This window comes from Nostoc paludosum FACHB-159 (genome assembly GCF_014698835.1).
In the GTDB taxonomy this organism is placed as follows: domain Bacteria; phylum Cyanobacteriota; class Cyanobacteriia; order Cyanobacteriales; family Nostocaceae; genus Nostoc; species Nostoc paludosum.
In genome coordinates this window covers 45,813-69,241 of sequence record NZ_JACJTU010000006.1, presented here as the reverse complement: position 1 = coordinate 69,241, position 23,429 = coordinate 45,813, and the positions used below count along the sequence as shown (strand labels likewise).

The following is a 23,429-nucleotide window of genomic DNA, read 5'->3' as shown; positions in this document are numbered from 1 at the left end:
TATGCAGGCATCGTTGGAACAAATTTCACAAATTACTGTGTTTGCTGGTTTAGAAACAGCAAACACAGTAACTTTGCAACCTTACACCCAGGTGCAACGCTATCGCAAAGGAGAGATTATTCTCCATGAAGGCGATCGCTTACCTGCAAAACTGTATGCTGTTGTCAGTGGATTAATTCAAGTTAGCAAAACAGCAACAACAGGGAAAGAAACTATTTTCCGTGTCTTAGCTGCTGGAGAAATTTTTGCGGCTCCCGCTTTATTAGGAAATGGCATTTCTCCGGCAACTGTAACTGCTGAATCTGATTGTGAGATTCTGACTTTGGAGCGAGATGCTTTATTAAAAGCTATTCAGGAAAATCCCGAAATTGCATTACGAATGCTGATGGTTTTTAATAGTCGGATTCAGCAATTACATGAAATAGTCCACGGATTAGTTTCCGAAAGAGCTATTGTTAGGCTTGCGAAATTAATTGAATATTTTGCTGGAGAATCGGGAACTGATTTAACTCCACAAGGAGAGTGTTTAAAAGTCAGATTATCTTATTACCGTATGGCTAGAAGTAGCGGCATTACTTACGAAGAATGTGTGCGGCTAATTAAAAGTCTCAAGTCAGTAATTACTTACGAACGGGGTGGTAAGATTACAATACTTGATGGTAAAAAATTAAATGCGATCGCTTCTGGATTGGATAGTAATCTTATTTGATTATTAAAAATATTTTGACCTATAAAAACAACTACTATATAATGCCAATTTAATGTGAAGCTGCACTAAATAAGTAACTCTCTATTCTTGGCGCTCTTCTCTACGAGACGCTAAGAGCGAACGAGACACTTCTCTACGAGAGGCTTCGCTAACGCGAAGGCGTACTTCTCTGCGAGACGCTACGCCAAGGCGTTAGCCTGCGGCAAGCCGCTTTGCGTCTACGTTTAATATTCTGTGCATCTTCATATAGAATTGGTATCACTAGATATAGCAGTCCTAAATCATTTGTGAAAATTATATATCTCTTTGTTCTTTCTTACCTTTGCGTCCTTTGCGTCCTTGGCGGTTCGTTTCCTTATCTATATTTTTCACGACTCATTTAGGATTGCTATATCTTGTGATATTTTCCAGTCATTTTCATGAATAGCGTAAATAAAATTGTCATGCCATCTACCTTTAATTAACCCTTTTTCTTGCAGATGACCTTCACGACACATACCAATTTTTTCTAAAACTCTAGAAGAGGCGATATTTTCTGCAACACACCATGACCAGATACGATGCATTTTTAATTCTGTAAAACCAAACTTTAAAATTGCCTGTGCTGCTTCTGTTGCATAACCTTGTCCCCAATATAGAGGGTTTAGTTCATAGCCAATGTTTGCTTCTCGCAGTTCAGAGTCGTTGACACGAATACCACAATTGCCAATCAGCCGATTTTCTTTTTTAAGAACAACAGCTAACTGAAACTTTGTCCTGGGTTTTTCTTTTTGCTGATTAATAAACATCTGGACAAACTCACAAACATCATTCTCTGTAGGATGTGTCCAGTGCGAGTAAAGCAAGTATAAGGGATTGGATTGATAAACAAAAACTGCTTGCCAATCTGCATCTACAAAGTCACGCATTAGCAAGCGGTTTGTTTCTAGTATCATCATATGGGCTTTATATATGAGATTTCATAATTTTAATAAGATGCAGTGAAATGTCTTTGAACGTATTATTAATCGGTCGAAGTTTATCTCAGTTTCTAGTCACCAATAGCCACTTCAAGTTTTACATTTTGCACCAAAAGGAGTAGCATCAGGATAATAGGTAATGATTGCTTTTTCTTCTCTTACAAAGACAGTAGGAAAGGATTTATCGGTTTGGCGATCGCGTACATTATAAATACACGCTCCTTCATTGTTTCCTTGAAGTTTAAATATTTTAGTAGTATCTAAAAGTATTTCTTCAGCATTACTAAGATAGCCATAGCCTTTAATGACATCTGTGACTGTACGATTTTTCTGCTGAATTACTACACCCATTGTATAAATAACCCCAGGAACAACTTCTTCTCGCCCTTGATTATACGGTAGGCGTCCTGCTATGCCCTGATTTTGTAGCTGTAAATACCTGCCGTAAAAATGTAAGCCACCAATATCATTTGCGTTATATATTTCACCACAAAATATATGTTCAAACCCCCGGCGCTTGAACCAAATATTAGTTAAATCTTCCAGAAATTGCGCTTTATTCCTACGTCCCGGAAGCAGTTCGCCACCGCTAGCCTCCTGAACTTTCTGCAACACATCTGGATAAGAAGATAACAATTGTTTAAAACTGTTAGCACTCACTCTCGTATTAATAGGCCCACAAATTTTTAATACAGCTTGGTCAAAAGAATTTAGCTGTGGTGGCGGTGGTGTGATATCTAGTTGTTGTCCTGCGGGAAAACCAACAGGAACGGGATTATCTACATTGTCAAAAAATGGCAGAAGTTTGGTATTTTGCTGTGGCTGTGCGTCTACTGGATTTTGCAAGTAAAACGGTGAAAATAGTAGCAAAACAGCAAGCGCTTTTATCATCTGCTTGAACCTATTGATTACGAAACTTGGCTGCATAGATTTTAATTTGATTACTTGGATAATAGTGCCATGCCAAGTTTAATTCGAGGGATAGCCTAGTTGATAAAAAACCCAGTTTTTTTAATAAACCGGGTTGCTAATATTATTTAGCAAGTGTGTTGCTCTAGAATAATGATGATAATTCAGGAGTCAGAAGGTCAAAAAATCAAATTCTGAATTTATCTCCTTGCGTCGATAATCATGTCAAACCGATATAAATTCTGACTTCTGACTCTTGAATTCTGAATTCTAAAATAATGATTAAGTTGACCGATCGATTTTTCGCACTTCTTCATCAGATAGTTTCACATTGATAGCTTGTGCTGAGTCTTCAATACTGGAAATTTTGCTAGCCCCAGGAATTGGCAAAATAGCAGGTGATTTAGAACGCAACCACGCCAGAACGATATTGTACACTGACACGCCTTTTTCTTTAGCTAACTGAGCGATCGCTGGGATCTCTTCTAAGTTTTGATGACGACGCCTACCACCAAAGGGACTCCAAGGTAAAAAAGTCAATCCTTGCTCTTCGCAATACTCCAGCACGCCGTCAATTTCTGGCTGTCGTTCCCAAGGGCTGTATTGATTCTGGACTGAGGCAATATCCACCACATCTTGCGCCCGCTTAATTTGTTCAACGGAAAAATTAGAAACTCCGACAAACCGAATTAAACCTGCTTCTACTGCTTCTTTGACTGGTGCAAGAGATTCTTCGATGGTGTAATTATTATCCGGGGAATGGTATTGCCAAACATCAATGGGTTTAGCGCCGCCCAAAGCCTCAAAGCTGACTTTAATTGTTTGACGCAGGTGTTCTGGGTTACCGTTGCGTGTCCAATTACCATCGGGACGCATCAAGCCGCCTTTAGTTGCGACAATCACTTGGCTAATATCACCTTGATAAGTAGCAAGTGCTTTGTGAATTAACTGCTCGTTGTGATGTTTATCTGACTCATCTTTGCAATAAGAGTCGGCAGTGTCAATAAATGTAATACCCAGGTCTAAAGCACGATGAATCACTTGGATTGATTCCGATTCTGGAGGGCGATTATAGATTGACATCGGCATACCACCCAAACCGATCGCACTTATAAAGATACCAGTTTTTCCTAACTGTTTGGTTTCCATGCTTTTAGTCATAGTTTTATGACCTAATTATGAAGCACTTAGTCAAAAATTTTTTAGCGATCCCCGCAACTTCCCTACCTTTAAGTCTTTCGGCTGATTAATATAACCGCCTCAATTACAAATACCCATTTTGTCAGTTTGTCTATTTAAGCTATGTTTGGTAAATAAAATAAGTAGCCTACATAATTGGCTAGTTATTCCACACTTGACATAAAGCATTGTGAGTGCTAAACGTCTGCCAGAAACCATTGCCCATGTCAAAATTACCCGCCAATCCTGGCAACACGGCTTCCTTGAGGGTGAAGTGAGTGCAGGTGAGTTTGAATGGCATTTCCAGTGGCATTTTCGCAGGGGAGAACTTGCCGTCAAGCCCTCCCAAGGTCGCGCCTTAATTAAAGAACCCCTCGGTCGATTTTTGGAGAAACAAGATTATCAACTAGAGCCTGGAGGAGACTATGCTTTTACTATTCGGGCGGAAATTTAGGAGTTAGGAATTGGAAATTGGGAGTTAGGAGGTAGGAGTTAGAAGTTAGGACTTAGGAGTTATGAAGATATTAATTCCTAACTAATGACTCGTCACTCCTGGCTTTTAACTCTTCACTCCTCACCCCTGACTCCTGATTCCGTGAGGCGATTTAGATATCTTTCGATTAGCAGGATGGCAACAATGTCATCTATAGGTCTTGGAGGCTGTCGCATACCCTGTGGCAATAGTTTTATTAGCCCTGTGGGCGGATACATTTGCCAATAGCGATCGCGTGCTTCTAAGGTGGTATAACGCTCATCTACTAAAATGATATTCAGCGGTTCTGGTAATTCTTGATACAATAACTGTTTCCACTGGTTAGCTGTTGTTTGGTTGCCCATCACCATTAACGAGATGGGAAATTTCTGACGCAGTGTCTCAATGGTAGCGATCGCCTCTTTTGCCGGCACGACTTGATGATAATATAATTGCCGATCCAGTCCCATTACGGCTAAACCACACTTATCTCGACCTGGATCGAAACCCAAAATCACTGGCTGTGTCGGTAAAAATTCACGGAAAGTCACGTCGCTTCGCTCCGAATTCAAAATTCAAGTTGCGCTGAAAGCGCACCAAAGGTGCGATTCAAAATTCAAAATTAATGACCCCATAAATACTGTGTTGGAAAGTTATGATGCCTATGGCAAGCTGCCCTCCTAGCCTCTACGGCGTAAGCCGCCACTGGTGACTTTCCGCGCTCATCTCCCACTAATTGTATTCTGAATTCTGAATTCTGAATTCTGACTCCTGACTTGTTGTTTAAGTACTAAAAATAATTTGTCCGTTGACTACTGCTACTAATTTCACCCTCAAAGGCCCAGCTGTATAAGTATCTTCTGCGGCGATCGCTTTAATTTCCAGTGGTTGATTGTACTGCCTTAATTGAGCGACAAAACGCAGAAAAGTCCCATCTACTTGTACATTTTCCACAATTCCGGCGTTACGGGCACGAAATTGCGAAGCAGAAATTAGTATTTCCAATCGCTGCTGCAACTGATAGGATGTCATGTTTTTGGGGTCAGCAGTAGTTGTTGCTAACTGGGCGCCTCCAGAAAAAACCAGTTCATTCCTGGCTATGTCAGCAAAAAATTCTATTTGCTTTTCTCCTCTGACGTAATTACCCGCTGAGAAAATTCGCACCACGTATTCTCGGCCATCTTCAATTTGCTTGCTCAATTGCTCAACTCTCTCCTGAGTTACGCGTACAAGCTCTACATTTGGAGAATTTCCACCAGGCTCACTTAATTCCAAGTTGGCGTTACGATTGGCTTGCTGTAAAAGTTGTACCACTGCTTGACGAGCCGCAGCAGCTTGGGTAACGCGAACTACAGCAGCGGCCAGAACTTGACCGCGAACTAAAGCTAGCTTACCCAAACGCAGGTCTTGGTAGGACTGATAATATTTTTCCAGCCTTGCAACTTCTTGTTCTAGTTGCTGTTGTTGTGCTTCCAATTCTTTGAGACGAGATTCACGTTTGGCAATCACTTGTTCTCTAGCTGTAATTTCTAAATTACGCTTTTGAATCAGTTGATCGAGTTGGGCAATTTTGCGATCGCGTGCTTCTATTACTTCTTGGCGGTTAGCAAGTTCGCGATCGCGTTTTTCAATAGCTGTTTTGGCTTCGTCAATCGCTTTTTTTGCCTCAACATACAGTCGTTGACGCTCTGTTTTTAGTAGTTCAACTGCTGCCTGTAGTTCCTTTCGCTGATTGTAAACGCTTTGCAGTTCAGCTATGGCTTTTTGGTACTGACTGACAACTCGATCTAGCTGCCCTTGAGTGCGCTGGAGTTGAGTTTGAGTTTGGGCTTGCTGCTCAATGGTGCGGTTGAGTTGGGCTTGGGTTTCCCTTTGCTTGGCATTGGCCGCCTGCAAGGATTGGTTAATTGCTTGCAACTCTTGTTGTGCCTTGGCTTGGGCGATCCTTGCTTGATTTAGCTCGCTTTCTACTTGACTTTTCTGGCTTTCTGCGGTTTTTAGCTGTTCCCGCTTTTGCCTGAGGTCTGTTTGAATATCCTCTAACTCAAAGACTCCCTGCCGCAATTTATCATCAGCAGTGAATAAAATCCCTAAGGTTGATGCTGAAATCAAACCGCCAGTAAAAATCGTCACTAGTACGGCGGTATTTTTCGGACGAAGGTTAAAAAGTGAGAGGCGGGCTTTGCCAACTCGTGTGCCGATGCGATCGCCCACGGTTGCAATTACGCCTCCCAGAATTAAAATTGCTGCGATGAGGATGTATCCGGTGGTCATGTTTAGCTACCGAAATCCTTCCAGATACAGCCTACTACTTTTGACCATTGTCTGTGGAGAAGTGGAGGTTGGCAATAGCTGAAAATTACTCAATTTTAGGTGTTCCTTTAGCTATTAGTGCGATCTTGAAAAACACGACACGTGCCGACTCCGCTGACTCCAATTGTTTTTATCCTACCTACTAAAAGGGGTTTTAAACCCTTCCATTTGGGTTGTTTGTCTTGTTTTGGGTTAGCAGTCGCCCTGACAAAACAAAATTAAGAATTGCTAACTGCCAATTGCTTATGTGAACTGCCGACTTAAAGTAACGGGTTTATGCACAGTAATCTTCTTCTTGTGGATAGAAATCATCTTTTTCTCACGCAAATCCCCTAGTAGCCTTGTAACTGTAACACGAGTCGAACCAATTGCCTCAGCGATCGCTTGATGAGACAACTTCAAATCAATTGTGATTCCATCTGCACAGGGAACTCCAAAATCACGACAAAGAATTAATAAAAAACTCACTAACCTGGAACCCATATCTCGGTGAGCAAGAGTTTCAATCATCATCTCTGTCTGTAAAATTCGCGAAGACAGACCCCGCAGCATTAACATTGATAATTCTGGATTTTCCTTGAGTGCTTGCTCAACTTGTTCGATTGGTGCCGACAGTAATTCCACAGGGGTAAATGCAACCGCATGGTAAAACCTATCCGATTTATTTCCTGTCAGCAATGACAATACACCAAAAACACTATTTTCTCGCAGCAGTGCTACCGTTATTTCCTCTCCTGCCTCGTACACCCTGGAAAGCTTAACAGCACCTTTTAAAAGAAAATAAACTCGTTCGGCAGGATCGCCAGGAAAAAAGATCGTTTTATTGCGTTCAAACGTTTCCACAACTGGCGGAAACGCCCCGGTCGCCATCTGACGAAAAACATTTGCTAGGGCTTTATCTTGTGTCACGATCATCTCCCTTCCCCTACCCAATGCCGGAAAAACAAAAACTAATTACCTAAGAATACACCCGAAAATTCAATAAAGCACCGTCAACCTTTCTGTACTTTCCTATACTCCAACTAATTGCTTCTTAACTCATTGTTTATAATGATACATAATTGTCAATCTCTTAGGCTATAAATTGTTGATAAATGGTTCCAAGTAGCTGTATTAAAAAGCTTTTTTGAAGAACAAATAAAGACAACTTGAGAATATCTTTAGAAAGAATCAAGAATTTGATGAGAGCAAACACCCTTACCAATATTCATTTTTGCAAATCCTGTGAAAAACAAAGACAAAACGTGCATCAGATTCTAGTATGCTCCTAATGATCGATCGCATTAACAATTCCTATGCTGAATCTGACTGGAAAAAATGCTTTGGTAACAGGTATTGCCAATAACCGCTCCATCGCCTGGGGCATCGCCCAACAACTACACAAAGCAGGAGCTAATCTAGGAATTACCTATCTGCCTGATGAACGCGGCAAAATGGAAGCAAAAGTAGCTGAATTAGTTCAACCCCTCAACCCCAGCTTATTTGTTCCGTGTAATGTCCAAAACGACGAACAAATTCAATCTACCTTTGAGGCAATACGCGATAAGTGGGGAAAACTAGACATCCTGATTCATTGTCTTGCCTTTGCCAACAAAGAAGATTTGACTGGAGATTTTAGCCAAACCTCTCGTTCTGGCTTCAAAACTGCTTTAGAGATTAGTACTTATTCGCTGGTGCAATTAAGCGGTGCAGCTAAACCCCTAATGACAGAGGGAGGTAGTATCGTCACCCTGACGTATTTAGGCGGTGTTAGGGCAGTTCCTAACTATAATGTTATGGGAGTTGCCAAAGCGGGTTTAGAAATGAGTGTGCGTTACCTAGCTGCTGAACTAGGGCCGCAAAATATCCGCGTCAATGCCATCTCCGCAGGCCCTATCCGCACTTTGGCTTCTTCAGCAGTAGGCGGAATATTAGATATGATTCATCATGTAGAGCAAGTAGCTCCGCTACGACGCACTGTGACTCAGCTAGAAGTTGGCAACACTGCGGCTTTTTTATGTAGCGATTTGTCCAGCGGCATCACCGGACAAGTTCTGTATGTAGATGCAGGATATGAAATTATGGGAATGTGACGCGATAAAGTTATGAGTTATGAGTTATGAGTTATGAATTTTTAACTCCTAACTCCTCACTCTTAACTCTTAACTTCTAACTCTTCCCTATGCAAACAACCAATCGCCAAGTCAATTCAAACTACGATCAGTTAATCCAAACCCCTCGAATTGCTACTGTTCATCGCACCACAGGGGAAACCGATGTCCAAGTCACCATCAACCTTGATGGAACAGGAAAATGCACCGCAGCAACAGGCATTCCGTTTTTGGATCATATGTTGCATCAAATCGCTTCCCACGGGTTGATTGATTTAGATATCCAAGCCAAGGGAGACTGGGAAATTGATGACCACCATACTAACGAAGATGTGGGTATTACCTTAGGACAAGCTTTGAACCAAGCATTAGGTGATAGGAAAGGCATTGCTCGTTTTGGTAATTTCCTTGCACCGTTGGATGAAGCTTTAGTTCAAGTAGTGTTGGACTTTTCTGGACGCCCTCACCTCAGCTACGGTTTACAAATTCCTACCCAGCGTGTAGGAACTTATGACACTCAGCTGGTGCGCGAATTCTTTGTAGCATTGGTGAATCATAGCCAAATGACACTACACATTCGGCAACTGGATGGCATTAATTCTCATCACATTATTGAGGCGACATTTAAGGCCTTTGCGAGGGCAACACGGCTAGCAGTAGAAATTGACCTTCGTCGTGCTGGCTTGATTCCTAGTTCTAAAGGCGTCTTGTAAAGGGCAAAGAGGCAAAGGGGCAAAGGAGCAGAGGGGCAAAGAAGCAGAGGGGACAATAGTAGCTCCTAACTCCTAACTCCTAACTCTTGACTCAGCACTGAATCTGTTTGCGAAAATTATCCAACTAAGTGGTGATTACGATCGCCCTGTTGGGTAACTTGTAATAAATACCAAGCTGCTAATTGTTGATTAAAACGAGATGAAGTCTGTTGCAGATGACGCTGATTCTCAACTGAATACGGCAAACACTTTGCCAGTAGTCGTAACTTCTGAGTTGCGAAAAGTTTATCGTACTGGTTTTTGGCTAAATCAAAAAGTCGTATCTCTCAAAAGCTGTTCTTTAAAAATTTATCAAGGTGAAACCTTTGGGCTGCTAGGGCCAAACGGTGCTGGTAAAACTACCCTTCTAAAACTATTGTTGGGGATTATTCGTCCGACTAGTGGAAGGGGACTATTGTTAGGTAAGCCAATCGGCGATCGCCATGTTAAACAATACATCGGCTATTTACCTGAAAATCCCTATTTGTATGATTATTTGACCGGCTGGGAGTTTTTGCAGTTAGCAGCTGGGCTATTCCAAATTCCTGAGGGCATACAACGCCAACGCATTCCCCAACTGCTGGAATTAGTAGGTTTATCCCAAGCCGATGCCCGCAAAAAACTGCTGCGCCGCTATTCCAAAGGAATGTTACAGCGTGTTGGTATGGCACAGGCGCTAATTAACGAGCCAGAATTGGTTTTTCTAGATGAACCAATGTCTGGACTCGATCCCGTGGGACGCTACCAAATGCGGGAAATTATTTTGGCTTTAAAAGCTGCTGGCAAGACGATTTTTTTCAACAGCCACATTCTCAGTGAAGTAGAACAGATTTGCGATCGCATTGCCATACTCGCTCAAGGCGAATTAATTTGCTCTGGTTCTCTCAATGAACTTTTAGGTGGCGACAACACATATCATGTTAAAGGTCAAGGTGGCGACTGGGAAGTTCTCAAAAAATGGCTACCTACTTTGAGATTTGAACCTGATGGTTCCTGGCAAGGTACACTACAAGATGACTACTATGATTTTCTTGCTAGCCTTCGTCTAATGGAAGGTAAAATTATTACCATGAACTTGTCCCGTCAGTCCTTAGAAGAGTTTTTTATTCAACAAATTCAAACAAAAATAACTCACTTAACTAATCCGATCGCTAAATAATTCCTGCTTGAAAATTGAAGATTCCTGATTTTAATTTTGACAACAAATGTTACTTATTAAATCTTTCAAATTAAAACTTAAGTGTTATTAAAATGACTTACTAGGAAACAGTTATTAGTAATTGCCTCATTGGAAAGCAGACAAATTATTGTATAAACTACTTGAATTTACTTAACTCCGATCTTGTTCAATAGTTATCATATTCAAACACGGTTAACTTTAAAGTATCTTCATTGAAAATTCAAATTCAAAAAACAAATTTTCTCCGGAAAATTACACTTTTCAAGGAAAATAAGAGTGTTGGGGAACTTGAATACTTAGGTATAGTCAAAATAAAAATGTTTAGACAGTACTTTATTAATCGTAATTTCAGAATCTCAAGGAAATATGCTTAAAACAAATTTGTTTAAATCGCTGACTCAACCAGTTGTGGGTGCGGCTTTATTAACTGCTGTCAATGTTGCCGTACCCTTTGCTAGCCTAGCTCAGGGACAACCAGCATCACCAACTACACAAATCCCCAATACACAACTAGATACTAATTATTTATTGGGAGGCGGCGATCGCATCCGTGTAAATGTCTTTGAAGTACCTGAATATACTGGTGAATACCAAGTTCCTCCAGGAGGAGCAATCAACTTACCTTTAATTGGCAGTGTTCCAGTTCTTGGGCTAACAACTGAACAGGCCGCTGATGAAATTGCCAGAAGATATGCTCGCTTCCTCAAACGTCCTTTAATCTCAGTTAATTTATTATCGCCTCGTCCAATTAATGTTTTTGTTGCCGGAGAGGTAACACGTCCAGGGGCTTATACTTTAAACTTGAGTGGAGGCGCCGGAGACAATCCAGGCGTACAATACCCCACTGTATTAGCTGCATTGACAACAGCCCAAGGAGTTACACTGGCTGCGGATGTGACTCAAGTTCAATTACGACGTAAATTCGGACGTTCTTCAGAACAAGTCGTCACGCTCAACTTAAAAGAACTTATCCAAACAGGTACATTATCACAGGATATAACCTTACGGGATGGAGATACTATAGTTGTCCCCACTGCGAATAACTTCAACATAGCAGAATCCCGAAATATATTTGCAGCTAACTTTGCTGCTAGTCAAACCACACCCCGCACAGTAACAATTATTGGTGAAGTTAACCGTCCTGGTTCCTATCTAGTTACCCCAGGTAGCCTAAACGATCAGGGAGGTGCAACTCCTAACAGTGGTACTGCTACTCCCACTGGTCTACCAAATGTAACGCGAGTAATTCAACTAGCTGGTGGAATTACAGCACAGGCAGATATTCGTAATCTCAAGCTACGCCGACTGACACGAACTGGCTCAGAACAAGCTATAGATATTAATCTTTGGCAACTCTTACAGAGTGGCGACGCCAATCAAGATATTATCGTCCAAGACGGAGATACGATTGTTATTCCGACAGCGACTGAGATCAACCCAGCAGAAGCTACTCAGCTAGCTACAACTACTTTGTCTCCTGCACGCATTCAAGTGGGTGTAGTCGGGGAAGTCAAAAGGCCAGGATTAACTGAGATTCAACCGAATAGCTCTTTAAACCAAGCTATACTTGCTGCTGGCGGATTCAACGATGCCAGAGCTAGTGACGATGCTGTTGATTTGATTCGTCTCAATCCTAATGGTTCCGTCACTAAACGTGTAGTAAAAGTGGATTTCTCAGCTGGGATTAATGAGCAAACTAATCCCATACTCCGCAATAATGATGTCGTAGTAGTCGGCCGCTCCGGCGGAGCAAAGGTTGGTGATAGCGCAGGCCTTGTCGCTGGGCCTTTAGGTGTTATCTTCAGTATTTTGAGGGTATTCGGACTTTAGTTTGAAATTCAGATTTCAATTGGGGGCATTGGTCAACTTTTCGTGTCCCCATAATTTCATTAGCATTACATTTAAATTAAGCCCTACGGGTATTACTGAGAATTTTCAATTTGGATTAATAGGCTTTTTAAAGGTTTGTTGTAATTACCTGAAATTCCTATGATAATGAGAATCTTTTAAAAGCAGAGACGAGTTTTGTTCGTCTCTGCCTTGTTTTTAGCAAAATCATGATTTTCATTACTATAAGTATTATTTAAGTAAATTAACCGATTGATGAGAGATACACTATCTTAACTACAGATCCCGCATATACACAGTAGAATGATGTCGAATTACGAATGATGCCATTTGTACTGATGCTTAGTGTTCATTAGAATGGTAATTCTGCATACTGATAGTTTATCCTCAGTATTTTTACTAGAAATTTGCCAATTTTGATAACACAATCTCAAAAAGCATTCAAATAATATTTACGCGGAAATTCGCAGGTGCAAACCTAAAAAACCGTGTATAAACTTACAAATGGCAGTGATACGACTGTATCGACTACTGAGTTACTTACTAAGGCTAGAGTTAGTAACCGTTGACAGTTCAGTTTTTGCAACATAACCTTTTTTTCCTATGATGATTCATGGTTTGAGTTTTCTCAGTTTGAGTGCATCTGTTGTACTTCCCTGGGCATTAGCAGGTATGGTTCAAGGACAGAAGATAACAGAGCCTTTACTTAAAGATGTTCCTCAATCATCCACTGTTCAAGTCAATAAGCTACCCAACCGCAAGCTAATAAGCCAAGTTCCAGGTGCTTCGACAACATATTATGTCAGTGGTAGCGGGAACGACAAAAATAGCGGACTGACTCCCTCATCGCCGTTTAGAACTCCTCAAAGAGCGGCAAACCTCACCAAACCAGGTGATACAGTATTTTTAATGAACGGAGTATACAGTAATTCAAGCCCATCAGGCTCAGTATTAGTGATTACACGCTCCGGTTCCTCAAATGCATGGATTACATATAAAGCGTACCCTGGACATTCACCCAAAATTCAGCACGATGGATGGCATGGTATTTGGATTAAAAATGGAGCTTCGTATATCGAGGTAAACGGGATAGAAGTTGAAGGAAATAATCGTAATATAAGCCTCAGCTATGCCCTGAGTCAAAAGAATAACACTGGAAACCCAAAAACTAGCGGAAGCTGCATTACTATAGATGGGCGACAAAATGGTCGTCCTCATCATATACGTATTCTCAACAGCGAGGTACATGACTGTGGAGGAGGAGGCATTACAGGCATTGAAGTGGACTATGTAACACTAAATAATAATGAAGTATACAACAACGCCTGGTATGCTCCTTTTGGTTGTAGTGGTATTTCATTTCTCAAAAATTGGAACTATGACAATAACCAAAGCAGCTACAGAATGATCGTGACTAACAACAAGATCTACAGAAATAGAATGTACGTTCCCTGGATTTTTAACGGGAAGATCCAAGACGGAAGCGGATATATTATGGATCGTGGAAGAAATAATGAGGCGGGATCAAAATTACCTCCGTATCAAGGCCGGACTTTGATTGCTAACAACATTTCGTATCTAAATGGTGGTGGCGGTTTTCATGCATTCAGAAGTGACAATATCGACGTGATTAATAACACTTCTTATCTGAATAACCAGACTCCAGAAATTCCATACGGACAAATCTCGATGAATGATACTAAAAATGTCAGAGTCCTGAATAACATCTTATATTCTCAGAATGGCAAGCCGATAAACTTGTCGAGTGGAAGAAATATCAACACCACTTTTAACTACAACCTTTATAACAATAACGGTTATGCTGCAAGTGGTAAGGGCCCTAACGATATTATCGCAGATCCACAGTTTGTTAATGCTGCCGGTAATGATTTTAGAGTCAGATCGACGAGTCCAGCAATCAATAGTGGCATTAAGTTTGATTTTTTGAAAACCGATTTTCTCGGCGGCCCCCGTATAAAGGGTTCAGCACAGGATAGAGGCGCATACGAAATTCAATAGTACGAAATTCAGTAGTACTAAATAGGTTCTTAACGGGTTGTAAGGTAAAATTTTGTAAAAATCAGAATTTTACCTTACAACCTATTTTTGTAATTAAATTTATGTCCTAAAGTATGGTTCAACTGCTGTAGCATTAACATTTAATCAAAAGCGGAGCTTTACTTGCTCCGCTAAACTTTCCTTATAAGCGTTTCGCTCTAATTCAGGTTTTACTGCTGTAATCTAACCAACATAAACTACTGTGGAGCTTTTACTTTTTCGCAAGTCCCTTAAACTCTTTTGTCAACTCTCTTGGTTGGAAATACTCATGACCGTGATACAAATAAGTACTAGATTCGTTTTTATCAATGATTCCATTGACAACTAAACCTAATACATTATAGTTAGATCTTTCTAACATCTCTTGAGCAGCGTTAGCACTGTTAGAATCAATGACGCCAGGTCGAGATACTAACAAAATCCCATCAGTCATTTGACTTAAAGTTAGAGCATCAGCAGCTAAAAGAAGTGGAGGAGCATCAATAATTACAAAATCATAATTAGATTGAGATGAAAAATTGTCAAGTAATGATGCCATACGTTTTGAGTCAAGCAAAGCAAGTGGGTTGGGAGGTCTAACTCCAGCAGTTAATACATCAAGGTTATCCATTACTTTGGATACAGCTGTGTTAACTTCAGCTTGACCTACAAGGACCTCACTTAAACCAACTACATTGTTTAGTTCCCACAGATGGTGCTGAGAAGGAACTCGCATATCTGCATCAATTAATAAAACTTTGCGCCCTAACTGAGCGATCGCTGCTGCCAAATTCGCTGAAACTGTAGACTTTCCTTCTTTAGGAACTGCGCTAGTAACTACAATTGTTTTGAGTACTTTATCTGAACTCAAGAATTTTAGATTTGCTTGAATCATCCGATACATTTCACTTGTTAAAGAGTGAGGCATATCTCGGACAGCAACTTTTTGAGTGATTGATTCTGCACTTGAAAAACGAGAGCGAACCTTTTTCACAGACAAAGGAACAATTCCCAGTAAGGTATATCTAAATACATCTCTAACTTCCTTAAGTGTTTTTAGAGATCTATCTCTCACACCTAAGAAGAGAACAGTTGTTGTAGCCAAACATAAACCGAACATTACTCCTAGCAGCAAAACGATAATTTTTTTGCCTGCTACTGGATCGGTGGGGACTAAAGCCTGAGCAATAATTCGGGAACTAGCTGTATTCGTATTCTCAACTAACTGTAATTCTTGAACCTTTTTCAATAAAGTTTGATATGTTGATTCTGCAACTTCAACTTTCCGCTCTAACTCGCGCTGATTTTGTACTAACTGGGGTATAACTTTCACCCGCTGTTCATAATTAGAGCGGGAATTATACAAAGAGGCAAGTCTTTGGCTCAAGCCAAAGCGTTGCACTTCTGATTGCAGAAAATTTTGGATCAGGTTTTGTCTGAGTTCTCCAATCTGCAATAAATTCTGAGGAACTTGTGCGTTGTTACCAACAGTTTGCGAAATTTGCTGTTGTAGTAAAGCTCTTAAGTTAGCTTTTTTTGCTTCTAGATTAATAATTGCTGGGTTATCGTCTTGGAAACGGCTACGCTCACTCGCTAATTGTCGGTCGATATCTTGAAGTTGTGTTAAGATTCCCTGTACAGCTGGTGACTGACTGAGGGCACTGACAGCGAGGGCGTTCTGGGAACTTAAATTTACTTTCTGTCTTAGTTCATTGGTTTGAGCGTTAACTTCATCTAATTGAGCCTGAACAGTATTAATCTCGTTATTTAAATTCCCAATAATGCCGACGGCTGACCTTGTTTCTTCTGTTAGGTCTGCAATCCGGTTCTTCTGCTTGAATATGCGCAATTCTCTCTCTGCTTTGTCAACAGCCTCTTGCGTTTTTGGAAGCTGCCTAGCAATAAATTGACGAGTTGCTGCTGCCTCTGAGCGATTTGTGATAATATCGTTTTCTACATAAACATTCATTACTGTGTTGACCACTGCGGCAGCTTCTTCAGGGTCAAGGCTGGAATAACTAATTCGCAATACATCTGTTCCGCCGATAATTTTTAATACCAGCGATTTTTGTAGAGCTTTTACTGTTAAGGGTTGGCCTTCTTTATCTTTGAGCTGTAACTTATCTATTGTCTTCTGTAATAAAGAAGGAGAGGAAAGAACTTCTATCTCAGTGTTGATAGGATTTTGAGATGCTATCAGAGATTTGAGGTCTCCTGTAGATCCTCCTTCTGTGGTTGTCGGCAAAAGATTAGACCCTACTACTTTAAAAGAAGGAATTCTGAACAATAATTTACCTTCTGCTTCATAGGACGGCTTCATAAATCGTGTAGCTACTGCACTAAGCATAACTGTAGCTATAAATATGGTGGCTGCGGGTATCCACCACCGTTTCAACATCAACAAGTAACGATTAAGGTCTAAATCAATAGTTTCTCTAGATTCCATAAATTTTTATGACATAAATCTTCAAAAGTACAGGTTTTGAGCGATAAACTAAAGATATTATGGCTTGGAACAAGCACAAGGCACTACAATTAACACGACTTGTACCATAAAACCTTACGCATAACACACAGTATAGACTATATAAGTTACAAATTGAGCTTCCATTCTGGCATGATTGCGCCATATTCGTTAGAAAAAACCTTGGTAAATTATAGGTTTTAGCTGATTTCAGCCCTTCTTAACGATTTGACGCATCATGAATATTAAGTATTTACCTATAGTATTTACCTATTACTCAACTTCATGAGTAATGATTGTAGAAATTAATGCTGGTAATTACTGAATTTGAAAAATTTTATCATATGCCTCTAAAAGTTTAGGAACTTGATATTGCCACTCAAGTATCTCCTCCATTCGCCGTCGGCCCTCGACTCCTATTTTTTCTCTGCGTTCAGGGGAATCTAGAAGCTCTAAAATTTTCTCAGCAAATTCCACCTCATCATTTGGTTTGGCATAGAGAGATGCCTCTTGTGCAGAACGTCTTCCCTCTCGCAAATCAAACTGGACAATTGCTTTACCCATAGCCATGTATTCGAGAATTTTATTCATGGTGCAGTTTTCGTTATAGGCAGATGTAGGAGAGGGTTCCACGCACACATCACAACTGGAGAGCCGCTCTAAAAGTTCCTCGCCTTGTTTAAATCCTGTGAATTCTACAAAATCAGTTACTTCCAGTTGTTTAGATAAGGCTTTGAGTTTTTCTGCCGCAGGACCACTGCCAATAAGCATAAAGTGAATATCTTGGCGATTTTTTTTCTTAACAATGTAATTTACCATTCTCAGGAGATAATCAATTCCCTCTGGTTCCCCCATAACACCCATGTAACCCACCAGGTAGTCCCTACCTTTACGGTAATTGGGGTTTGGAGGCATTCGGCGAAAACGGGAAAGGTCTGGCGCACTACGAACTACAAAGACCTTCTCTGGTTTCTTTTGACCACGGGTAATAGCTACCTCTCGATGCGACTCGTTGGTTGAAATTACGATGTCTGCTGTCCCATATGTCAAGCGTTCAGCCAACCGTAATCCATGATAAAAGACGTCACGCCTTTGATACTTAGCCTCATACATCTCAGGACTGAGGTCATGATGATCGAAAATAATGCGTACACCATGAAATAATTTAAACCACCCTGCTACTAAAAAAAGCAAATCCGGCGGATTACAAATATGGATGACATCAAAACCGCGCTCTCGCCACACCCGTTGAGCTAGGCGAAATTGCCAGTTAATCGCCCAACTATACTCTCGTAGATATCCAATGACTGAACTTTCTTCTGGTGGTAGAGGATGACGATAGATGTGAATTTGCTCAATAATCTCATAATCTTTATCAAAGCCATTACCTGTAGGTGAAATCACAGAAACCTCATATCCCGCTTTTTGCAAAGTAGTGGCTTCCATCCACACCCGCCGATCAAAGGGAACTGGCAGATTTTCAACGATAATTAGTACTCTTTTTGCTGATGCCATAATAACTTCAATTGTTAATTATTTGCCGAAAACACTTGTCAATTATAAAATCTGATTTTTCTAGATACAAACAGGTTTAATGAACCTGTGTATTTCGATATTTCGTACTTTAGTATGCTTCGATTCACTACCTTTTTAGGCTTACTTTAACATCTTAATTTAAGATTGAATTATATAAATCAATAAAAGAAATCCAATGATTTTTAATATCAAGACAAAAAACGCTTTTTCTAGCCTTAAGTCCCAGAGAAAATCTCAAACTTTCATTTTCAATCAAACATTTCAAAGAATTTGATAATTGCTCAAGATTACCTGGATTAACGATTAGCCCATTCTCTAAATCAGTAACTATTTCAGGTATACCTCCTACTGGTGTCACTATAACTGGTAACTCCCAAGCCATTGCTTCTAGCATTGCTAATGGCAGGCCTTCATTATAAGATGGCAGCACAAAAATATTTGCTTGAGTTAGGAGAATATCGCGCTCATCTGAGCCTATCCAACCAGGTAATTTTATGTAATCTTCTAGATTTAAAGTTCTAACTAAATTGCGTGCTTCTTCTACGTCTCCATCTCCTGCCATAATCAGACTCAATTTAGTGCGATGTTCATTAGGTAAAAGAGAAATGGCTTCGATCAAGTCAAATGCTCCTTTGCGTTGTCCAATTCGTCCTAAAAAAAGTAGATTAACTTTGTCAGAGGCTGAACGGTGTGGAACTTCAACAGGAAGTTTTACTGGATTATAGAAAACTACAACTTGTTCTGGTTTGAGACCAAGATGTTCTATATAAAACCTTTTCCAACTTTCAGATAATACAATCAACCTTTGACATTTGCCAAATATCCAACTGAGAAGTTGCTGTAGAGATTTTGGTAACCCAGTGTAGAATAGATGGAATTGACTACCATGAGCGTGTATTATTATTGGTTTGCGGAATACCCAAGCTAAAAGAATCATAATTGCTTGTCGCAAAATGCTGCCACGCTGTGAAATTTGAAGTTGAACAATATCAGCTTCTTGCTTCAGTAATATCCAGAGGAATTTCCATACAGCATTCAAAAATACCGTAATTTTTTTTGCTAAACTTCCTTCTTCATGGGTAATAATATGACATATTTTAACTTCAGGAGGGGCATCCTCCAAAAAAAGCTTTTCGTAGCCAGAAATCCCACCTTGTTGAAGTAAGCTAGGACCTAACATAATAACTTTGATAGGATTATTTTTACTCATTATTTTTAGACTTAGTTTTGCTACAAAATTTTGGGAGAAATTACCTTGAAATTCTTAAATTTTTAATTGCCCAGTATTGGCAGTGAATGTATTTTTATAACTTTCTTTGAAATTATGAGATAGTTGACTTGATAGTATAGCTGAAACATAAAGTGTCCATTCAATGGAATTTTGTTCTATTAATATAGTTTCGGTGAAGTTTGAAACAGCAAGAAAGGTTAAATAAATTAATAGCCATACATTATTTTCGACCATTTTATTTAACCGTATTAAATATATTCCTTTGAATAAACTACTTAAGAAACCTGCTATAAAAATTAAGAATCCTACTATACCCAAGGCTAAGCACAGATCCAAAAATCCATTGTGTGCACTAGGAACAGGCCATCCTGCTGACTCTTGTACATAAGCCGCACCAGAAGTATCAGCGCCAAACCAGAATGCTCCATAGCCATATCCAAGCAATGGTTTTTTCTGAATCATCTCCAACACAGCTGGCCATATCTCTGAACGTCCAGTTAACGTAGTATCCTTACCTATGCTTCCCAAAATTTGATCGGCGTATGTTACGAACAAGGCGTAAAAAGCTATACTTATGGTCGCTATAAATGTCAATGTAGGTATTAACGTTGTATACCTAAAGCGTAAAACTCTCTGATATACGGGGAAAGTTCCTGTAAGTATCAATAAATTCCCTAAAGATGTTGTTGAGCTTGAGAATAACACAAGTATTGCAGAAGCTACATAGCCAAGCCATAAAACCCAGCGATTTTGCCGAGTAGTCATGGCAAGGAAGAAAAATATTGCTCCACTCAGTACAAATCTCCTACCAAGAATATTCTTCTGCGAATATATTCCTCTCCAAGCACTTGCTTGTTCATCCCCTCCAAGACCATATTGCGGGATCAAAAAAACAACTAGGAAACAGGCTATTGCTGAGATAGCAAGCATATAAGCACACAATTTCAGTTGTTCTTTCAAGGTGTAGCGTGAAGCTAGATAAACCCCAAAAAATGTTGTGCCTATGAGACCAAAAACCCTACGTGTAGTTGTATCTGGATCTAAAGACCAAAAGCTAGAAATTGCACAAAATCCGAGTAAGGCCCAAAGAAGCTTGTTTTTGCTAATAACATAGATAACTTTCTTCCACCGTAGAATAATTAATAAAAAAGCTATTCCATATGTAAGAGTGTAAAGTAATCTAAATATAGTTCTATCACCTTCTTGTAAGGTATAGCCTTCTGTCAGGAATGGATCTAATGGAGTTCCTGAATAAATTATTAAGCAAATAACTGTAATGAGTTGTTCCGCAGAAAGTAAAAGTTTTCTCATTTTTTGTAGTATGCATCATCATGGACACAGACAAGAGATTAAGCTGATTGTCAGTGTGTAGCTGTTAGTTTCAGGTAATTTTAGCAAATACTTTGTTCCTTAAATTTATAAATAATGGCTTTTCTACATAAGTATGAATCAAACATCCCATAGCTACTGCTATGACGACAGTTAAAAACACAATGATATTGAAACTGATTATTGTGTATAATACTTCACTTTTCCTTGCCAACACATCCAAAATTTTACTGATATTACTTAAGAAAAAACCATGTGTTAAATATATAGAATAAGAAGCATCTCCGAGATAAATTAAAATTAATGGTATATTTATTTTATTCGACATTTCTAAATATACAGAGCCAAGAATCAGAAGTGTAAAGGGAATGCCATAACTTATTAATGAGGGAATACCTGATACATCAAATTCGCCATATTTTGTATTTATAATTGACAATACCAACATAAAAATAGAAACGTAAATTAATGAATTTTTAAATTTAATTTTTGATCTAGAGACAGTATAGGCAACTACGCAACCGAGAACAAATTCTAGATTATGTTCATCAAATATAAATGTAAGTATAAAATTGTTGCCAATTGGTAAAAGGCTGAAGAGATTGAGGATTACACCAGCTATCCAAGCAATAATTATAGCTCTACAAATTTTTGTGTTGAAGAAAATTAGCGCAGCAAACAGGCAGTAAAAAAATATTTCATAACTTAGAGTCCAACTGACACCAATAAAATTAGTGTTAAGTATAGCTCTGTCTTGTGGTAATAATAAAAAAGCTTTTATAACTTCACCTGCACCTGTTTGAGAAATTGTATCTTTATAATTTGTAAATGTAGAAGCTAGAATTTTGCTAGCCAAAACAATCCAATACAATGGATATATGCGAATAAATCGTTTAGTAATAAAAGATTTTAATTTGCTTGGTTTACCTATATCATATTGATGAATATAAAATATAATGAACCCACTTAGTACGAAAAAAAAATCAACGCCTATCCAACCAAAATGAAATATTTGCAAGAAGGTATTTTGATTTAATTCGCGACCAAGTATGCGATCGCCATGAGATAAGACTACGAGGATAGCAGCAATACCACGGTATACTTGTAACAAATTCAATTTTTTGTTCATATCATTAATGTAGAGTAGATTTTAAGAACTCAATTCACTTATATGGCTTTTGACAAACATAAAAGTATTTGATTAATCTTAAGTATTGCTTTCGCCCAGTTAGAGACACAGTATACATGAGTTGCCAGTCGCTGACGCTGATGAAGCGGTTTAACTGACAACACATCCTTTTGATACCTCAGTATATAGTCAATTAACTCACTTCAGGGTGAAATTTCCTTTAAAACAGCTGGTTGTTTTTTGGAATTTTTATTGAAAACAGAGCGAATTCGCTGTCTAAGATCTTGAGGAATCAACCACATTGTTAAGTACAAGCATATATCTATTGGTCTGGGTTTACCCCACCTTATAGCCTCCCACAATAAAGGGAAAAATGCTTTCCAATCACCCACTAATGACGCAGAATGACTAACAATTGTTGCAATAAAACCTGAATAAGCTTTTGGTGTTACTAAATTACGGGTTGAACGAATCCAATCCAAAGAATATTTCCAATCATTGACGTTACTCAAACGCTTGATTCCCATTTCTGAATGCCAGATTGCCATAGCTTCAGGTACAAATTCTATTCGTACATTTTCCATTGCACTAACCCTAAGCAACCACTCCCAGTCCTCATGTCTGTCAAATTTTTCTTCCAAAGGCATTTTTTCCATTAACTCTTTTTTCACAAAAAGAGTGGAGGTTTGTATGCATCCTTCTCCTTTAAAAAACGAGTTCCGAACAAAAAGATATTCACTCAAAGGTTCAGAGGTTTGAGGTAGCCTTCTTGGGCAAATAAAGTCACCTTTTGGAGTGCGAGAAATGAAACGGCTGGCGACAACTGGAAACTGAGAATTGGAATTATTAGCTACTTCTAATTGACGTTCCAATTTTTGTGGTAGCCATTGGTCGTCATCATCTAAAAATGCTATCCAAGTACCTTTTGCTTCCTTAACCCCAGTGTTTCTAGCACCTGATGGGCCAATATTTTTTGGTAATTCTATAACTCTGAGTCTGGGATCGCCTATCTGAGATAGTGCATCGACTGTTTGCGGATCTGGCCCGTCTACTATCACAATCACTTCAATGAATTGTAGTGTCTGACTTAATGCGCTTTTGGCGCCTCTGACAACAATTTGTGGTCTGTTACGCGTAGGAATGACTACGCTAACTACTGGTTGGTTATTTTCCTTTGATATTGGCATATTTTGAGTTGTTGTTTCTGTTTGAATAATTTCCATATTTATTGAATTTGATGCTTGAATTTTTTTGTAAACTAGTTAATTAGATAACAGAATTAGCGATACTAT

At 39.3% G+C, this 23,429-nt stretch carries 19 protein-coding genes; 7 read left to right on the top strand and 12 right to left on the bottom strand.

Going from position 1 to position 23,429, the window contains the following annotated elements; translation table 11 throughout:
* The first annotated feature begins 1 nt into the window (after nucleotide 1).
* On the top strand, nucleotides 2–709 hold the full coding sequence (locus tag H6H03_RS07980; protein ID WP_190954612.1) for a Crp/Fnr family transcriptional regulator: 708 nt from the start codon (nucleotides 2–4) through the stop codon (nucleotides 707–709).
* A gap of 368 nt (nucleotides 710–1,077) precedes the next feature.
* Here the strand turns inward: H6H03_RS07980 and H6H03_RS07975 are convergent, their stop codons facing one another.
* The 3 genes from H6H03_RS07975 to H6H03_RS07965 form a co-directional block, all read right to left on the bottom strand.
* The gene (locus H6H03_RS07975) at nucleotides 1,078–1,647 is read right to left on the bottom strand and encodes a GNAT family N-acetyltransferase (RefSeq protein WP_242057791.1); all 570 of its coding nucleotides are present in this window, start codon (nucleotides 1,645–1,647) and stop codon (nucleotides 1,078–1,080) included.
* A 111-nt stretch (nucleotides 1,648–1,758) separates the two neighbouring features.
* A complete protein-coding gene (locus H6H03_RS07970; RefSeq protein WP_242057792.1) occupies nucleotides 1,759–2,559 on the bottom strand; it encodes an EndoU domain-containing protein in 801 nt (266 codons plus the stop codon).
* A gap of 300 nt (nucleotides 2,560–2,859) precedes the next feature.
* Nucleotides 2,860–3,726 (bottom strand): aldo/keto reductase, encoded by an 867-nt coding sequence (locus H6H03_RS07965; RefSeq protein WP_190954782.1) that lies wholly within the window; start codon nucleotides 3,724–3,726, stop codon nucleotides 2,860–2,862.
* A 220-nt stretch (nucleotides 3,727–3,946) separates the two neighbouring features.
* Here H6H03_RS07965 and H6H03_RS07960 point away from each other — a divergent pair, with 220 nt between their 5' ends.
* On the top strand, nucleotides 3,947–4,210 hold the full coding sequence (locus tag H6H03_RS07960; protein WP_096537001.1) for a DUF3146 family protein: 264 nt from the start codon (nucleotides 3,947–3,949) through the stop codon (nucleotides 4,208–4,210).
* A gap of 113 nt (nucleotides 4,211–4,323) precedes the next feature.
* Here H6H03_RS07960 and H6H03_RS07955 read toward each other — a convergent pair whose 3' ends face one another.
* The 3 genes from H6H03_RS07955 to ntcA form a co-directional block, all read right to left on the bottom strand.
* Complete coding sequence (locus H6H03_RS07955) at nucleotides 4,324–4,779, bottom strand: Holliday junction resolvase RuvX (protein ID WP_190954610.1); 456 nt, start codon at nucleotides 4,777–4,779, stop codon at nucleotides 4,324–4,326.
* 232 nt (nucleotides 4,780–5,011) lie between these two features.
* Nucleotides 5,012–6,502, bottom strand: a complete 1,491-nt coding sequence (locus H6H03_RS07950; RefSeq protein WP_190954609.1) for a DUF3084 domain-containing protein — start codon at nucleotides 6,500–6,502, stop codon at nucleotides 5,012–5,014.
* A gap of 282 nt (nucleotides 6,503–6,784) precedes the next feature.
* The gene (gene ntcA, locus H6H03_RS07945; protein ID WP_010998529.1) at nucleotides 6,785–7,456 is read right to left on the bottom strand and encodes a global nitrogen regulator NtcA; all 672 of its coding nucleotides are present in this window, start codon (nucleotides 7,454–7,456) and stop codon (nucleotides 6,785–6,787) included.
* 380 nt (nucleotides 7,457–7,836) lie between these two features.
* Between ntcA and fabI the strand changes: the two genes are divergently transcribed.
* The 5 genes from fabI (at nucleotide 7,837) to H6H03_RS07920 (ending at nucleotide 14,430) form a co-directional block, all read left to right on the top strand.
* Entirely contained in the window at nucleotides 7,837–8,613 is a 777-nt protein-coding gene (fabI, locus tag H6H03_RS07940; protein WP_190954608.1) for an enoyl-ACP reductase FabI, read from the top strand.
* Between the two features lie 89 nt (nucleotides 8,614–8,702).
* Nucleotides 8,703–9,344 carry an imidazoleglycerol-phosphate dehydratase HisB gene (gene hisB, locus H6H03_RS07935; protein WP_190954607.1) on the top strand — a complete coding sequence of 214 codons (642 nt, stop codon included), beginning with the start codon at nucleotides 8,703–8,705 and terminating at the stop codon, nucleotides 9,342–9,344.
* 199 nt (nucleotides 9,345–9,543) lie between these two features.
* Nucleotides 9,544–10,542 (top strand): ABC transporter ATP-binding protein, encoded by a 999-nt coding sequence (locus H6H03_RS07930; protein ID WP_190954606.1) that lies wholly within the window; start codon nucleotides 9,544–9,546, stop codon nucleotides 10,540–10,542.
* 387 nt (nucleotides 10,543–10,929) lie between these two features.
* Nucleotides 10,930–12,393: an SLBB domain-containing protein gene (locus H6H03_RS07925; protein ID WP_190954605.1), complete on the top strand. Its 1,464-nt coding sequence runs from the start codon at nucleotides 10,930–10,932 to the stop codon at nucleotides 12,391–12,393.
* A gap of 651 nt (nucleotides 12,394–13,044) precedes the next feature.
* A complete protein-coding gene (locus H6H03_RS07920; RefSeq protein ID WP_242057793.1) occupies nucleotides 13,045–14,430 on the top strand; it encodes a choice-of-anchor Q domain-containing protein in 1,386 nt (461 codons plus the stop codon).
* A 250-nt stretch (nucleotides 14,431–14,680) separates the two neighbouring features.
* Here the strand turns inward: H6H03_RS07920 and H6H03_RS07915 are convergent, their stop codons facing one another.
* The 6 genes from H6H03_RS07915 to H6H03_RS07890 all read right to left on the bottom strand — a co-directional run bounded on the left by H6H03_RS07915 (nucleotide 14,681) and on the right by H6H03_RS07890 (nucleotide 23,360).
* On the bottom strand, nucleotides 14,681–16,894 hold the full coding sequence (locus H6H03_RS07915) for a GumC family protein (RefSeq protein WP_190954604.1): 2,214 nt from the start codon (nucleotides 16,892–16,894) through the stop codon (nucleotides 14,681–14,683).
* Between the two features lie 336 nt (nucleotides 16,895–17,230).
* The gene (locus tag H6H03_RS07910) at nucleotides 17,231–18,427 is read right to left on the bottom strand and encodes a glycosyltransferase family 4 protein (protein ID WP_190954603.1); all 1,197 of its coding nucleotides are present in this window, start codon (nucleotides 18,425–18,427) and stop codon (nucleotides 17,231–17,233) included.
* Nucleotides 18,428–18,581: 154 nt separating this feature from the next.
* Entirely contained in the window at nucleotides 18,582–19,658 is a 1,077-nt protein-coding gene (locus H6H03_RS07905; protein WP_190954602.1) for a glycosyltransferase family 4 protein, read from the bottom strand.
* Nucleotides 19,659–19,712: 54 nt separating this feature from the next.
* A complete protein-coding gene (locus H6H03_RS07900) occupies nucleotides 19,713–20,990 on the bottom strand; it encodes an O-antigen ligase family protein (protein WP_190954601.1) in 1,278 nt (425 codons plus the stop codon).
* A gap of 70 nt (nucleotides 20,991–21,060) precedes the next feature.
* Nucleotides 21,061–22,137, bottom strand: a complete 1,077-nt coding sequence (locus tag H6H03_RS07895) for an acyltransferase family protein (protein WP_190954600.1) — start codon at nucleotides 22,135–22,137, stop codon at nucleotides 21,061–21,063.
* Nucleotides 22,138–22,340: 203 nt separating this feature from the next.
* Entirely contained in the window at nucleotides 22,341–23,360 is a 1,020-nt protein-coding gene (locus H6H03_RS07890; protein ID WP_242057794.1) for a glycosyltransferase family 2 protein, read from the bottom strand.
* Between the last annotated feature and the right edge of the window lie 69 nt (nucleotides 23,361–23,429).